Source organism: Pseudomonas sp. IT-P260, from assembly GCF_949768395.1.
GTDB classification, from domain to species: domain Bacteria; phylum Pseudomonadota; class Gammaproteobacteria; order Pseudomonadales; family Pseudomonadaceae; genus Aquipseudomonas; species Aquipseudomonas parakoreensis.
In genome coordinates this window covers 68,076-82,655 of record NZ_CATKPO010000011.1, presented here as the reverse complement: position 1 = coordinate 82,655, position 14,580 = coordinate 68,076, and the positions used below count along the sequence as shown (strand labels likewise).

13 protein-coding genes are annotated in these 14,580 nt (G+C 60.6%); 8 read left to right on the top strand and 5 right to left on the bottom strand.

The window, feature by feature from the left end:
• Nucleotides 1–237 precede the first annotated feature (237 nt).
• From ACM6HV_RS07300 to ACM6HV_RS07270, 7 genes are all read left to right on the top strand, one after another.
• A complete protein-coding gene (locus tag ACM6HV_RS07300) occupies nt 238–1,896 on the top strand; it encodes a Na/Pi cotransporter family protein (protein WP_108181252.1) in 1,659 nt (552 codons plus the stop codon).
• 166 nt (nt 1,897–2,062) lie between these two features.
• Nucleotides 2,063–3,454, top strand: coding sequence for an insulinase family protein (locus tag ACM6HV_RS07295; protein ID WP_145593886.1), 1,392 nt, complete (start codon nt 2,063–2,065; stop codon nt 3,452–3,454).
• A gap of 190 nt (nt 3,455–3,644) precedes the next feature.
• Nucleotides 3,645–4,673, top strand: coding sequence for a DUF5924 family protein (locus ACM6HV_RS07290; protein WP_414903850.1), 1,029 nt, complete (start codon nt 3,645–3,647; stop codon nt 4,671–4,673).
• A 54-nt stretch (nt 4,674–4,727) separates the two neighbouring features.
• Complete coding sequence (locus tag ACM6HV_RS07285) at nt 4,728–5,876, top strand: MlaE family ABC transporter permease (RefSeq protein ID WP_145593890.1); 1,149 nt, start codon at nt 4,728–4,730, stop codon at nt 5,874–5,876.
• On the top strand, nt 5,873–6,676 hold the full coding sequence (locus ACM6HV_RS07280) for an ABC transporter ATP-binding protein (protein ID WP_414903849.1): 804 nt from the start codon (nt 5,873–5,875) through the stop codon (nt 6,674–6,676). Before ACM6HV_RS07285 ends, ACM6HV_RS07280 begins: the two co-directional genes overlap by 4 nt.
• A 1-nt stretch (nt 6,677) precedes the next feature.
• Nucleotides 6,678–7,616 (top strand): MlaD family protein, encoded by a 939-nt coding sequence (locus ACM6HV_RS07275; RefSeq protein ID WP_095667914.1) that lies wholly within the window; start codon nt 6,678–6,680, stop codon nt 7,614–7,616.
• A complete protein-coding gene (locus ACM6HV_RS07270; protein ID WP_222017474.1) occupies nt 7,613–8,236 on the top strand; it encodes an ABC-type transport auxiliary lipoprotein family protein in 624 nt (207 codons plus the stop codon). Before ACM6HV_RS07275 ends, ACM6HV_RS07270 begins: the two co-directional genes overlap by 4 nt.
• Before the next feature lie 84 nt (nt 8,237–8,320).
• Here the strand turns inward: ACM6HV_RS07270 and ACM6HV_RS07265 are convergent, their stop codons facing one another.
• From ACM6HV_RS07265 to ACM6HV_RS07245, 5 genes are all read right to left on the bottom strand, one after another.
• Nucleotides 8,321–9,550: a spore maturation protein gene (locus ACM6HV_RS07265; RefSeq protein WP_145593897.1), complete on the bottom strand. Its 1,230-nt coding sequence runs from the start codon at nt 9,548–9,550 to the stop codon at nt 8,321–8,323.
• A 231-nt stretch (nt 9,551–9,781) separates the two neighbouring features.
• Nucleotides 9,782–11,113: a glutamate/aspartate:proton symporter GltP gene (gltP, locus tag ACM6HV_RS07260; protein ID WP_047297447.1), complete on the bottom strand. Its 1,332-nt coding sequence runs from the start codon at nt 11,111–11,113 to the stop codon at nt 9,782–9,784.
• A gap of 700 nt (nt 11,114–11,813) precedes the next feature.
• Nucleotides 11,814–12,278, bottom strand: coding sequence for an inhibitor of vertebrate lysozyme family protein (locus ACM6HV_RS07255; RefSeq protein WP_414903848.1), 465 nt, complete (start codon nt 12,276–12,278; stop codon nt 11,814–11,816).
• Between the two features lie 2 nt (nt 12,279–12,280).
• Complete coding sequence (locus tag ACM6HV_RS07250) at nt 12,281–12,445, bottom strand: DUF1328 domain-containing protein (protein ID WP_003177151.1); 165 nt, start codon at nt 12,443–12,445, stop codon at nt 12,281–12,283.
• A 72-nt stretch (nt 12,446–12,517) separates the two neighbouring features.
• Nucleotides 12,518–12,802 (bottom strand): hypothetical protein, encoded by a 285-nt coding sequence (locus tag ACM6HV_RS07245; RefSeq protein ID WP_047297449.1) that lies wholly within the window; start codon nt 12,800–12,802, stop codon nt 12,518–12,520.
• A gap of 426 nt (nt 12,803–13,228) precedes the next feature.
• Between ACM6HV_RS07245 and algB the strand changes: the two genes are divergently transcribed.
• Nucleotides 13,229–14,575, top strand: a complete 1,347-nt coding sequence (gene algB, locus ACM6HV_RS07240; protein ID WP_047297450.1) for a sigma-54-dependent response regulator transcription factor AlgB — start codon at nt 13,229–13,231, stop codon at nt 14,573–14,575.
• Nucleotides 14,576–14,580: the final 5 nt, after the last annotated feature.

Below are 14,580 nucleotides of genomic sequence, written 5' to 3'. Positions count from 1 at the left end.
CACAGTTGTTTAGGGGTACTGAAGAATCTGGGGCAGCCGTAATACCAGTAGGACTGCGGTGATTTCAGATGAGGTGGATGAACCTGTTTTCATGACACATTTGTTTCAATCCGCACTTTAGCTGTGCAATGCTGGCGCCCAGTCCGTTAGCCAACTACAGCTTAAGTATCAAAACGTAGAAACCGCGCGGTACCGTCAACTTGCCCCTTTGGGGCGCTGCTACTACAGGGGGTCTGCATGCTCACCCTGCTCAATTTGCTGTCTGCCGTGGCCCTGCTGATCTGGGGTACGCACATCGTCCGAACCGGCATCCTGCGGGTCTACGGTACCAATCTGCGCCATGTGATCGGCCAGAACATGTCCAAACGCTGGCTCGCGTTCGTCGCCGGCATCGTCGTGACCGCGATGGTGCAGAGCAGCAACGCCACGGCCATGCTCGTCACTTCCTTCGTCGGTCAGGGACTGATGGCGCTGACCCCGGCGCTGGCGACCATGCTCGGGGCCGACGTCGGTACCGCGCTGATGGCGCGGGTGCTGACCTTTGACCTGTCGTGGCTGTCGCCGCTGCTGATTTTCCTCGGGGTGATTTTCTTTCTGTCGCGCAAACAGACGCGCCTCGGGCAGATGGGCCGGGTCAGCATCGGTCTGGGGCTGATCATTCTCGCCCTGCAACTGATCGTTGAAGCCGCCGCACCGATTACCCACGCCCAAGGCGTGAAGGTGATTTTTGCTTCGCTGACCGGCGACATTCTGCTCGACGCCCTGGTTGGCGCGTTGTTCGCGATGATTTCCTACTCCAGCCTCGCTGCCGTGCTGCTGACCGCCACACTGGCCGGCGCCAGCGTGATCAGCCTGCCGGTGGCGATCGGCCTGGTGATCGGCGCCAACATCGGCAGCGGCGTGCTGGCGTTCATGAGTACCAGCATGCAGAACGCCGCCGGGCGGCAAGTGGCGCTGGGCAGCCTGTTGTACAAACTGATCGGGCTGTTGCTGATCATTCCGGTGCTTGATCCGCTGGTGCACTGGATGGACGGGCTCGACTTCAGCCCGCAGGAAATGGTCATCGGGTTCCACCTGCTCTATAACACCGCGCGCTGCCTGATCCTGCTGCCCAGCGTCGCCCCGATGGCGCGGCTGTGCGCCTGGTTGCTGCCGGAGCGCCCGGAAGTCAACGGCACCGCCAAGCCGCGTCACCTTGATTTGACGGCACTGTCGACACCGAGCCTGGCGCTGGCCAACGCGGCCCGCGAGACCCTGCGTATGGGCGATCTGATCGACAACATGCTCGACGCGATGCTCGATGTGTTGCGTGGCAAGCAGACCGCCGTAACCCAGGAGATGCGTCGTCTGACCGATGACGTCGAAGCGCTGTACAGCGCGATCAAGCTGTACCTGGCGCAAATGCCCCGCGAAGATCTCGGCGAGCAGGACAGTCGGCGCTGGGCGGAGACCATCGAACTGGCGATCAACCTGAAACTGGCCAGCGACCTGATCGAACGCATGCTGCGCAAAGTGCAGCAGCAGAAGACTTCCCAGCGTCGGTCGTTTTCCGAAGAAGGCCTGGAGGATTTGGCCGGGTTGCATCAGCAATTGATCGCCAACCTGCGCCTGGGCCTGTCGGTGTTCCTCAGCGGCGACAAGGAAAGTGCCCGTCAGCTGTTGCGCGAGAAACGTCGCTTTCGCGCACAGGAACGGCGTCTGGCCCATGCCCATGTCAGCCGTTTGCAACGTAAGATCGTGCAGAGTCTGGAAACCAGTTCGCTGCACCTGGAGCTGATTGCCGATATGAAGCGCTTGAATTCGCTGTTTTGCAGCAGTGCTTACGTGGTGCTGGAAACGGCAGATACCGGAGCGCTGGAAGCGGATGATATTGCCGACATTACGCATTCGCCTTGAACGTCTGGGGCTGGGGTCAGTCAGTAACATTGATTCAGCCTCAAGACCTTCGCGAGCAAGCTCGCTCCCACATTTGAAATGCATTCCCCTGTGGGAGCGAGCTTGCTCGCGAATGCCGGCCTGAATAGCGACACGGATCTCCAAATCAGCCGTACGGAAGCCTGTTATGCGTTGCCTGTTGTTCGCCTGTCTGTTGCTCGGTTCCCTGCCCGCTTTTGCCGTTGATCGCTTTCAGGTCGAAGGCTATGCGCTGCCCAACGGATTGCAGCTGTTGCTCAAACCCGGCACTGAACGCGGGCATGTGGCGATTCGTCTGGTGGTCGGCGTCGGCCTCGACGATTTCGATTGCGATGAAAAAGAGCTGCCGCACCTGCTCGAGCACTTGTTGTTCAGCGGTGTCGATGCCACTGGCGAAGGTGGCCTTGAGGAACGCATGCAGGCGTTGGGCGGCGAGTGGAACGCGTTCACCAGCAACGCCGACACCACGTTCGTCATCGAAGCCCCGGCGAAGAATCAGCGCAAAGTGCTCGACTTGCTGCTCGGTCTGCTGACCCAGACCCGCATTGACGACAATGCGATCAACGCCGCCAAGCGCGTAGTCGAGCGCGAGGACGGCGGCCATTACACGCGTCTGCAACGTTTTCTCGACCGCCAGGACCTGGGCCACACCGCCAGCAATCAGCTGGCGGTGGAGCTGGGCCTGAAATGCCCGCAACGCGCCGAGGTCGGGCACCTGACCCAGCAGCAACTGGAGAAGGTGCGCAAGACCTGGTACGCGCCGAACAATATGACGCTGATCGTCGTCGGTGAACTCGACAAACTGCTGCCGGCCTATCTGGAACGCACTTGGGGCGCGCTCGAAGCGGTGGATCCGGCCGAGCACCGTGAGTTGCCGGACATCCGCACCAGCGCCGCCCATGAACGCACCCTTACCCGCGGCTTCATCGGCGACAGCGCCAAATTGCACTGGCTGGTGCCGGAGCCGATGCTTGACGATCAGTACGACGAGACCTTCGACATCCTCAAGGACTACCTCGACTGGGCACTGTACCGGCAGATTCGCCTGAACCATGGCTTGTCCTACGGGCCGTGGGCCGAGCGTGAAGTGTTCGGCGGGGTCGGTTTCATGAGCCTCAATGCCGATGTTGATCGCGATGATCTTGTCGAGGCCAAACAAGTGCTGGAAGACCTCAAGGCCGACCTGCTGAAAAACGGCCTCGACCCCGACACCTTCGCCCGGATCAAACAGGCCGCCATCGCCCATCAGGCCTGGGCGGTACAGGGCAACAGCGCGATGGCGGACTACTACTGGAGCGCGCTGGGCGACTACGAGGACGGGCACTTTGCCAACCCCGCCCGCGAGCTGCAAGGCGTGACCCTGGAAACGGCGAACAAGGCCATGCGCGAGTTGCTGTTGCAGCCGGGGTATCTGCGGATCGAAAAGCCGTTGCTCAGTGATGATGAAGTTTTGTGGCTGATTGCCGGTGGTCTCGGGGTTCTGCTGTTGATCCTGATCGGCTGGCGCCTGCATCACCGTCGAAAACCCGCCGAACACTGACCCTGTGGGAGCGAGCCTGCTCGCGAAGGCGTCGTGTCAGTTGATGCAATGTTGTATGACCCACCGCATTCGCGAGCAGGCTCGCTCCCACAGGGGGGCTGCGTGATTTTACTGACCGGGAGCCTCGCCACCTCGCCCGGCGGACGGTACTCTGTCGAGGTTTTTCCCTATCCAGTCGTGAACCGCCACCATGCAGAAAATCCCCCTCCTGATCCAGCGCATCCTCGAATTGATGAAGCGCTATCCCGGGGTCATTGCGCTCGGTGGTTTCATCTCCGGGGTCGGCAGTTTCATTCTGGTCGATCGCCAGCAGGGCCTGGCGAGCTGGATCACCATCATCATGCTGCTCAGCTGGATCTGGCTGATGCTGGAAAACACCCTGACCGGGCTGTTCACGCGCATCTTCAAGCGGGAAATCCCCCAGCCGCTGCTGCGCTATGCAACGCAGATGATCCACCAGGAAAGTCTGTTTTTCGTCCTGCCGTTCTTCTTCATCACGACTACGTGGAACAGCGGCCAACTGATCTTCACCGGCCTGCTATGCATCGCCGCGCTGATCTCGATTGTCGATCCGCTCTACTACAAATGGCTGGCGCCACGGCGCTGGGCGTTTCTCGCGTTGCACACCCTGACCCTGTTCGCCGCCCTGCTCACTGCGCTGCCGGTGATCATGCACCTGACCACCGCACAGAGTTTCAAATGGGCATTGGGTACGGCGGTGGTGCTGTCGTTCCCGAGTCTGGCGTCGATCTTCCCGATCCGTACCGTGCGCAATGCGTTGGCCATTCTGTGCATCACCGTCGGCATCGGCGCGGTCGGCTGGACCCTGCGCTCGTGGGTGCCACCGGCGACGCTGTGGATGACCGACGTGGCGATCAGTACGCAGTTGCAGGACCGCACGCCTGGCGCCAGCCTCGACGAGGTCAGCGCCGAGCAGATCCGCAACGGCGGTCTCTACGCCTACACCGCAATCAACGCGCCGCGCGGGCTGGATGAACGCATCTACCATGTGTGGCAGTTCGACGGCAAAGAGGTCGATCGCATCGCCCTCGACATCCACGGCGGGCGCAAGGAAGGCTACCGGGCCTGGACGCACAAGCAGAACTTTCCCGGTAACCCGGCGGGCAAGTGGCAGGTGCGGGTGCTGACTGAAGACGGTCAGGTGATCGGCGTGCTGCGTTTCAAAGTGACAGACAGCACAGCGATCAAAGAAAAGTAATCCGGTTCGTGCTATTACGTTAGTTCGCTTAATAGCCGAACAAGCACGGAGCTTATGATCAGCAGCTCAATGAGCGGTAATGCCCAACTGGACACGTCAATCAGCCCTGCCCGCCTGCGGGTTTCCGGGGACTGGACGCTTGCCCATTACGCCGACCTCAAGCACCTGACCGAACAACTGACCGGCCAGTACGACGCCAACACCGTGGTCGACCTCAACAGCCTCGGTGCCCTCGACACTGCGGGCGCTTCGTTGCTGGTGGAGCTGCTCGGTTCCGAGCGTCTGGGCCGCTCCGCCGAACATCCTGACTGCACGATTTCCCAGGCTGACCGCGCGCTGCTGCAAACGGTGTATCGCTCGCTGACCGACTTCTGTGTGCCGATCAAGGAGCCGGAAGTCAGCGTCAGCGTGCAATTGCTGACCCGCATCGGGCGCGCGGTGGAAACGGTCTGGCAGGACACCTTGCAAGTACTGGGTTTCATTGGCCTGATCCTCGAAACCATCGCCCGCAGCCTGTTTCGTCCCAAGCGCTGGCGCATCACCCCCGTCGTCGCCCACATCGAACAGACCGGCCTCGACGCCGCGCCGATTGTGGCGCTGCTGACCTTTCTGGTGGGCGCGGTGGTGGCGTTTCTCGGTGCCACGGTGCTGGCCAGTTTCGGTGCGACGATCTTTACCGTGGACTTGGTGGGCTTCTCCTTCCTGCGTGAGTTCGGTGTGCTGCTCACGGCAATCCTGATGGCCGGACGCACCGCCAGCGCGTTTACCGCGCAGATCGGTTCGATGAAGGCTAACGAAGAGATCGACGCAATCCGCACCCTCGGCCTCGATCCGATGGAGCTGCTGGTAGTGCCGCGGGTATTGGCGATGCTGGTGGCGCTGCCGATGCTGACGTTTCTGGCGATGCTCTGCGGGATCATTGGTGGTGGCGTGGTGTGCGCGGTGTCGCTGGGGATTTCGCCGGCGATGTTCCTCTCGCTGTTGCAAAGCGACATCGGCATTCAGCACTTTCTGGTTGGCCTGGTGAAAGCTCCGGTGTTTGCCTTCCTGATTGCGACCATTGGTTGCCTGGAAGGCTTCAAGGTCAGTGGCAGCGCCGAATCGGTCGGCGCGCACACCACATCCGCCGTGGTGCAGTCGATTTTCGTGGTGATCGTGCTCGACGCGGTGGCTGCGCTGTTCTTCATGGAGATGGGCTGGTGAGTCGTCTACCCCTTGCGCCCTCGGAGGCGGTGATCGAAGTCCGTGGCCTGTGCAATCGCTTTGGCAGCCAGAGCGTGCACGAGAATCTCGATCTGGATTTGTACAAAGGTGAAATCCTCGCCGTGGTCGGCGGCTCCGGCAGCGGTAAATCGGTGCTGTTGCGCAGCATTGTCGGCCTGCGCCGGCCCAGCGAAGGCAACGTAAAGGTGTTCGGGCAGAACCTGCCGAGCCTGTCCGAGCATGAGCGCTCACTGGTCGAGCGGCGTTTCGGCGTGCTGTTCCAGAAAGGCGCGTTGTTTTCCTCGCTGACGGTGACCGAGAACGTCGCCCTGCCGCTGATCGAACACGCCGGTCTGAGCCGCAACGACGCCGAGCATCTGGCGGCGGTGAAGCTGGCGCTGGCCGGGCTGCCGCTGTCGGCGGCGGACAAATACCCGGCGTCGCTGTCCGGCGGGATGATCAAGCGCGCCGCGCTGGCCCGGGCGCTGGCGCTGGACCCGGACATCCTGTTTCTCGACGAACCCACCGCCGGCCTCGATCCGATTGGCGCGGCGCAGTTCGATCAACTGATCCTGACCCTGCGCGATGCGCTGGGCCTGAGCGTGTTTCTGGTGACCCACGACCTCGACACGCTCTACACCATCACCGACCGTGTGGCGGTGCTGGCGCAGAAGAAGGTACTGGTCGCCGGCCCGATCGACGTGGTCTCGGAAACCGATGACGCGTGGATTCACGAATACTTCCACGGCCCGCGTGGCCGCTCGGCGCTGGACGCCGCCAAATTGCTCAACGAGGTCTGACATGGAAACCCGAGCCCATCATGTGTTGATCGGCCTGTTCGCCGTAATTGTCGTTGCGGGCGCCCTGCTCTTCGGTCTGTGGCTGGCCAAGTCCAGCGTCGACAGCGAGTTCAAGGATTATGAAATCGTCTTCAATGAGGCGGTCAGCGGTCTGTCCAAGGGCAGCCCTGTGCAGTACAGCGGGATCAAGGTCGGTGACGTGGTCAGCCTGCGCCTCGACCCGAAAGACCCGCGCCGGGTGCTGGCGCGGATTCGTCTGGGCGGTGACACCCCGGTCAAGGAAGACACCCAGGCCAAACTGGCGCTGGCCGGGATCACCGGCACTTCGATCATCCAGCTCAGCGGCGGCACCCCGGAGAGTCCGAAACTGCGCGGACACGACGGCGAATTGCCGACCATCGTCGCGTCGCCTTCGCCCATTTCCCGGCTGCTTAACGACAGCAACGACCTGATGACCGGCGTCACCGCCCTGTTGAACAATGCCAACCAGATGTTTTCCCCGGAGAACGTCGAGCGCGTCAGCAACACCCTGGCGCATCTGGAACAGACCACCGGTTCGATCAACGATCAGCGCGGCGACTTGCGTCAGGCCATGCAGCAACTGGCGAGCGTCGGCAAACAAGCCGGCAGCATGCTCGAGCAAACCTCGGCGCTGATGCGCAACGCCAACGGCCTGCTCAACGATCAGGGCAAGCAGGCGCTGGGCAGTGCCGAGCAGGCGATGAAGTCGCTGGAGCAAAGCAGCGCCACCATCAATGGCCTGCTGAGCAAGAACCAGAACTCGCTCGACAACGGTATGCAGGGCCTCAATGGCCTGGCGCCGGCGATCCGCGAACTGCGCGAAACCCTGACCTCGCTGCGCGGCATTTCCCAACGCCTTGAGGCCAACCCCAGCGGCTACCTGCTGGGCAGTGACAAGAACAAGGAATTCACCCCATGAAGCTGACTCACTTCGCCTTCCTCGCCAGTTTCACCCTGCTCTCGGCGTGCTCGATCCTGCCCAAGGCCGAACCTTCGGATGTCTATCGCCTGCCCGCCGCGCAAGCGCCCGCCTCGGCCAGTTCGGCGGCGACCCAACACTGGTCGCTGCGCCTGAACAAATTGCAGGCCAGCGAAGCGCTGAACCGGCCGAACATCGCGGTGATTCCACAGGGTGACGTGATCAGCAGCTACAAGGCCTCGCGCTGGAGCGATCCGGCGCCGGTGCTGGTGCGAAATCGGCTGCTCGATGGCTTTGCCCGCGATGGTCGGGTGACGCTACTCAGTACCGATGACAGCAACTTTGCCGCGGATCTGGAACTGGGCGGCAGTTTGCAGGCGTTTCAGACCGAGTATCAGGGCAATCAGGCCAGCGTCGTGGTGCGCGTCGATGCGTTGCTGGTGCGCGGCTATGACCAGAAGATTCTCGCCAGTCGGCGCTTTGAAGAGCGCCAACCGCTGAGCGATGTGCAGGTGCCGGCGGTCGTTGCCGGGTTTGGACAGGCCAGTGATCGGCTGACGGCCAAGGTGGTTGCGTGGGCTGTTCAGCAAGGCCAGCAATTGGCTCCAGTTAAACCCTGAAGTCGCCAGGATCGCAGCCTTCGGCAGCTCCTACAGGGTTATGCGTGCCTTTGTAGGAGCTGCCGAAGGCTGCGATCTTTTGCTTCAACCAAAGAACCAGTAGCACACGCCGATGGCGCCGAGTACGCCGGCCAATTCAGCCAGCAGCGCGCATCCAACGGCGTGCCTTGCGCGCTGAATCCCCACCGCACCGAAATACACTGCCAGCACATAGAACGTGGTCTCGGTACTGCCCTGAATCGTCGCCGCCACCAGTGACGGGAAGCTGTCGACGCCGGAGGTCTTCATGGTCTCGATCAGCATCGCCCGGGCGGCGCTGCCGGAGAACGGTTTGACCATCGCCGTCGGCAGCGCGTCGACAAAGCGCGTGTCCCAACCGGCCCACTGCACCAGATGGCGGATGCCGTCCAGGCCAAAGTCCAACGCTCCGGATGCGCGCAGTACGCCAATCGCACAGAGCATCGCCACCAGATACGGCAGCAGGTTCCTGGCGACGTCGAAGCCCTCCTTCGCGCCCTCGACAAATGCCTCGTAGACCTTGACCTTGCGTAATGCGCCGATCACCAGAAACAGCATGATCAGGCCGAACAGCGTCAGGTTGCCAAGGATCGACGACAGCCCGGCCAGCGCCGTGGCCGACATCGTCGCCAGCAGCGCCATGAAGCCGCCGAGGATCAGTGCGCCGGGAATCAGATAGGCCAGCACCACCGGGTCCCAGATGCGCAGGCGTTGCATGAACGCCACCGAAAGGAAGCCGACAATAGTCGAGCAACTGGTCGCCAGCAGAATCGGCAGGAATACCAGGGTCGGATCCGGTGCGCCTTGCTGGGCGCGGTACATGAAGATGGTCACCGGCAACAGGGTCAGGGACGAGGCGTTGAGTACCAGGAACAGGATCTGCGCGTTGCTGGCGATGGTCGCGCTGGGGTTGAGCTCCTGCAGCGCCTTCATGGCCTTGAGGCCGATTGGGGTGGCGGCGTTGTCCAGGCCCAGGCCATTGGCGGCGAAGTTCAGGGTAATCAGACCGAGCGCCGGGTGTCCGGCCGGGACTTCCGGCATCAGCCGCAGGAACAGCGGGCCCAGCACTTTCGCCAGCCACTCGACGATCCCGGCTTTTTCGGCGATGCGCAGAAAGCCCAGCCACAGGGTCAGCGTGCCGAACAGCAGGACCATGACCTCGACCGAGAGTTTGGCCATGGCGAAAATGCTTTCCACCATCGCCGCGAATATCCCGGCGTTGCCGCCGACCAGCCACTGCACCAGCGCAGATATTGCTGCCACGACGAAGAAGCCAAGCCACAGGCCATTAAGCATCAGTCAAATCCCCCGGAAGATGCGGCGAATGATAGCGGGGTCGCCAGAAACGACAAACCCCGGATTGCGCCGGGGTTTGTGTGTGCCTCATTTGTGGCTTGGCTCACATCCCCTGTGGGAGCGAGCCTGCTCGCGAAAGCGTCTTGCCAGTCACCTCATTGCTTAATGACACTCCACCTTCGCGAGCAGGCTCGCTCCCACAGAAAAGCCAATCTCCACAGGTTTCAGAAATCAGTTCTTGGAGATTTCACCAGCCGGCAGTTTTTCCTTGCTGCGCCAGTGCGGCAGGGAGTTCCAGTAGCGCTGGCCCTTGGCGTCGTCGTACATGCCTTCCCAGCGTGCGATAACCAGTACCGCCAGGGCGTTGCCGATCACGTTCAGTGCGGTACGGGCCATGTCCATGATGCGGTCGACACCGGCGATGAACGCCAGGCCTTCCAGCGGGATACCGACACTGCCCAGCGTCGCCAGCAGCACCACAAAGGACACCCCCGGTACGCCGGCGATGCCTTTGGAGGTGACCATCAACGTCAGGACCAGCAGCAGTTGCTGGCTGATCGACAGGTCGATGCCGTACAGCTGGGCAATGAAGATCGCTGCGATCGACTGGTACAGGGTCGAACCGTCGAGGTTGAACGAGTAACCGGTCGGCACCACGAAGGAGCAGATGGCTTTCGGTGCGCCATAGGCTTCCATCTTCTCGATGACGCGTGGCAGCACGGTTTCCGAGGAGGCGGTGGAGTAAGCCAGGACCAGCTCATCCTTGAAGATGCGCATCAGCTTGATCACCGAGAAGCCGAACAGCTTGGCGATCAGGCCCAGCACCACGAAAGCGAAGAAAGCGATGGCGACGTAAACCAGGATCACCAGCTTGGCCAGCGGCAGCAGCGAGGCGAAACCGAAGTTGGCCACAGTCACCGCGATCAGGGCGAACACGCCGATCGGGGCGTAGTTCATGATCATGTGGGTGACTTTGAACATGCTTTCCGAGACGCCCTGGAACATCTTCACCAGCGGCTCGCGCAGGTCCGACTGCAGGCTCGACAGACCGAGACCGAACAGTACGGAGAAGAAAATGATCGGCAGCATTTCGCCGCGGGCCATGGCCGCGAAGATGTTCGACGGGATCAGGTTGAGGATGGTCTCGATGAACGCGTGTTCATGTTGTACTTCGGCGGCGGTCGCCTGGTACTTGGAGATATCCACGGTGCCCAGGGTGCTCATGTCGATGCCGGCACCCGGGTGGAACAGGTTGGCCAGCAGCAGGCCGACGATGATCGCGATGGTGGTGACGACTTCGAAGTAGATGATGGTCTTCAGGCCGATACGCCCGAGTTTCTTGGCGTCGCCCACGCCGGCGATGCCGACGATCAGGGAGGAGATGACGATCGGAATCACGATCATCTTGATCAGACGGATAAAGATATCGCCTGCCGGTTGCAGGACGTTGCTGATCCACCAGGCTTTTTCGGCACTGAAGTGGTTGAGCAACGCACCAATTGCAATCCCTAAAACCAGACCGATGAGGATCTGCCAGGCGAGGCTGAGTTTTGCCTTCTTCATTATCTTTACCCTTACTTGCGTTTGACTCAGGCACATGCAGCAACTGGAACGCTCTTTAGCGGAAAAGTCTGTGCATCTGCCTCCGTATAAGGTGCCCCGAAGCGCGTATTTACGGCTCTTCGGCAGGCGAAAAAAGGCGCAACTATTCCGATGCAAGGTTGCGCCGTCTAATGCCGTAAACGCCTACCCTATGCCGAATCGGCATGAGATTTTTTAAATGAAACTGGCGTCCCAAGCGGTTCGATTACGACATTTCAGCCGGCATAAGTGCCGTGAACCGGCCATTTCAGCTTAGGTTGGTTGTTTTTTGAACGAGTGAATTCATCGAAAAATTCAGGAAAAAGCCTACATTTGCAGACTAGAAGTCCCACAGTTTAAAGGGGCTCTTTCTCGATATACGGTCGCCAGGAAACACGGCGAAATGTTTTCGCGCGCAGTCTGAACCATAAAAAGGCGAGCAGAACGCTCTGGATCAATGTTTTGTATCGCGCAAAGCTCAGCGCAAGTCCGTCGAGCCGCTGAGGGTCGGCGAACCTGCGTCGCAGCTTTTACCCTGACCCGGCCCTCGCGCAGGCACTCCCTGTACCCGTAGGTCACTCCGACCCTGTAACAGTCAGAACGTCCCGGCCCCCTGGTCATGCGCCGGCCTTCCTCGGGCAGGCGCAATAAAGGGCAGCGGGGCGCTGCCCTCATGTTCGAATCAGTACCAGTTCGGATCGTTCTTCAGCGTTTCCATCAGCAGGTTCTGCATGCCCTGATCCGGTTTGCCGAGGAAGCGGTAAGTGGCATGTCGCGTTGGCGACTTGTCGGCCGGCAGTCCTTCGGGCACATCGACGAGCATGGCGTAGGCATCTTTCTTGTCGAAGCTGAACGCTACGATCAAGCGGTGGTTGAGGCACTTGTCTGCGGATTCGCAGAGCGGGCCGACCAGATACTTGTCGCCATCTTCGGTCACGGCATTCATCTGCTGCTCTGGCGTACCGGACAGGTTCATCACCCACTCCGGGAGGCGCTCTTCATGCTTCACGACGCCTTGCCAGGTTTCCCGGTATTGCGGGTCGGAGCTGAGCAGCTCGTTGACCCGCGCCTGGCCATCATTGGCCGCGATCGCCATGGCACTACCGCCCAGAAGCAGGGCGGCTGCCAGTGTCTTTAACGCAATCATCGTTAACCTCGGCCGCGACGGCCAAAGAAGAAGGAAGCGATGAACATCACCAGGAACACGACAAAGAGAATCTTGGCGATACCCGTGGCGGTGCCCGCGATACCACCGAAGCCCAAGACGGCGGCGATGATGGCAATGATCAAGAATGTAATTGCCCAACTCAACATGGTGATTCTCCTTACTTCTCTATTTAGGGATATTGCGTGTCCTGGCGCCAGGCGCCCGAATTCGTTGGTTCGTCAGAAAACCCAGCGCTCTTCACGTGGAAGTTGATCCAGCGGCTGCGGCTGATCGACATCCATCATGCGCATCGAAGCACTTTCGGCCTGACTGCTGCTGACGGCGCTGAAGTGCGTCTGCGTGCTGTGTTGAATCGAGATCAGTGGCTCAGGCTTCTGGCTGTTTTCCCAGCTCAGGTATTGCTGGCAGGCGATCAGGGTGATCAACAGTGCAAGTACGCCAAACAGGCCTTGCTGGATATGCAGTGGCGAGATACGCACTTGGGCGGCACGTTGGCGAGTCATCCTGGGTTCCTCACTCTTGTTCGGTTGGGGCAGTGGAATCTGCCCGGGCTGAATGAGTTATTGCAGGCTGCATGCCAGTTTTTTCATTGAAAAATATTCAATAAAATCAATAGTTTACAATTGGTTAAAATTCAGCGATGGACGCATCCTGCACGATGAGTCGTCTGCGGTCGTGCGGAATGCACGATTATTTCGTAGGAGATTTCATTCTTATGGAATTGAGAGCACGTCCTGGATGTCAGAAATGGACGCAGGGTTGCCGCTGCGAATCGGTGATTGTTTAAAAACTCAACAAAATCAATGGATTGGCCGTTAAGGCAGGAGAGAGCTACCCTCCTATGGCTCGCATCGTTCAGAATCAACCATGCAACTTGCCCGATTTTTCCGGGACTAACCCAAGATCAATCACTATGGAGCGTAGGAAAAATGGAATCCGCCACTGAGCATCAAGGCCGCATTCTGCTGGTGGACGATGAGTCCGCCATCCTGCGAACCTTTCGTTACTGCCTTGAAGACGAAGGTTACACAGTGGCCACCGCCAACAGCGCGGCTCAGGCCGAGGCATTGTTGCAACGTCAGGTGTTTGACCTGTGCTTCCTTGATTTGCGTCTGGGTGAGGACAACGGTCTCGACGTACTGGCGCAGATGCGCATTCAGGCGCCATGGATGCGCGTGGTCATTGTCACCGCCCACTCGGCGGTTGATACCGCGGTGGACGCGATCCAGGCGGGCGCCGCCGATTATCTGGTCAAACCGTGCAGCCCCGACCAGTTGCGCCTCGCCACCGCCAAGCAACTGGAAGTACGCCAGCTCTCGGCGCGTCTGGAAGCCCTCGAAGGCGAGATCCGCAAACCCAAGGACGGCCTCGACTCCCACAGCCCGGCGATGAAAGTCGTGCTGGAAACTGCGCGGCAGGTCGCCGGTACCGACGCCAACATCCTTATTCTCGGCGAATCCGGCACAGGTAAAGGCGAGCTGGCCCGGGCCATTCACGGCTGGAGCAAGCGCGAGAAGAAATCCTGCGTGACCATCAACTGCCCGTCGTTGACTGCGGAACTGATGGAGAGCGAGCTGTTCGGCCACAGTCGCGGTGCGTTCACCGGGGCCAGCGAAAGCACCTTGGGTCGGGTCAATCAAGCAGACGGCGGCACACTGTTTCTCGACGAGATCGGCGACTTTCCTTTGACGTTGCAACCAAAATTGCTGCGTTTCATTCAAGACAAGGAATATGAGCGGGTAGGGGATCCGGTGACCCGCCGCGCCGATGTGCGGATTCTTGCCGCGACCAACCTCAATCTTGAGGACATGGTGCGCGACGGGCGCTTCCGTGAAGACCTGTTGTATCGCCTCAATGTGATCACCCTGCATCTGCCGCCATTGCGCGAACGTGCCGAGGACATCCTGACCCTGGCCGACCGCTTTCTCGCGCGTTTCGTCAAAGAGTACGCGCGCCCGGCACGGGGCTTTAGTGACGAGGCGCGCGAGGCGCTGCTGGGTTATCGCTGGCCGGGCAACATCCGGGAGCTGCGTAACGTGGTGGAGCGGGCGAGCATCATCTGCCCGCAGGAGCGCGTGGAAATCAGCCACCTCGGCATGGCCGAGCAACCGGCGAACAACGCACCGCGAGTCGGTGCCGCGCTGAGCCTCGATGAACTGGAAAAAGCCCACATTGGCGCGGTGCTGGCAACGGCAGGCACCCTTGATCAGGCGGCGAAAACCTTGGGCATCGACGCGTCGACCCTGTATCGCAAGCGCAAGCAGTACAACCTGTGAGCGCC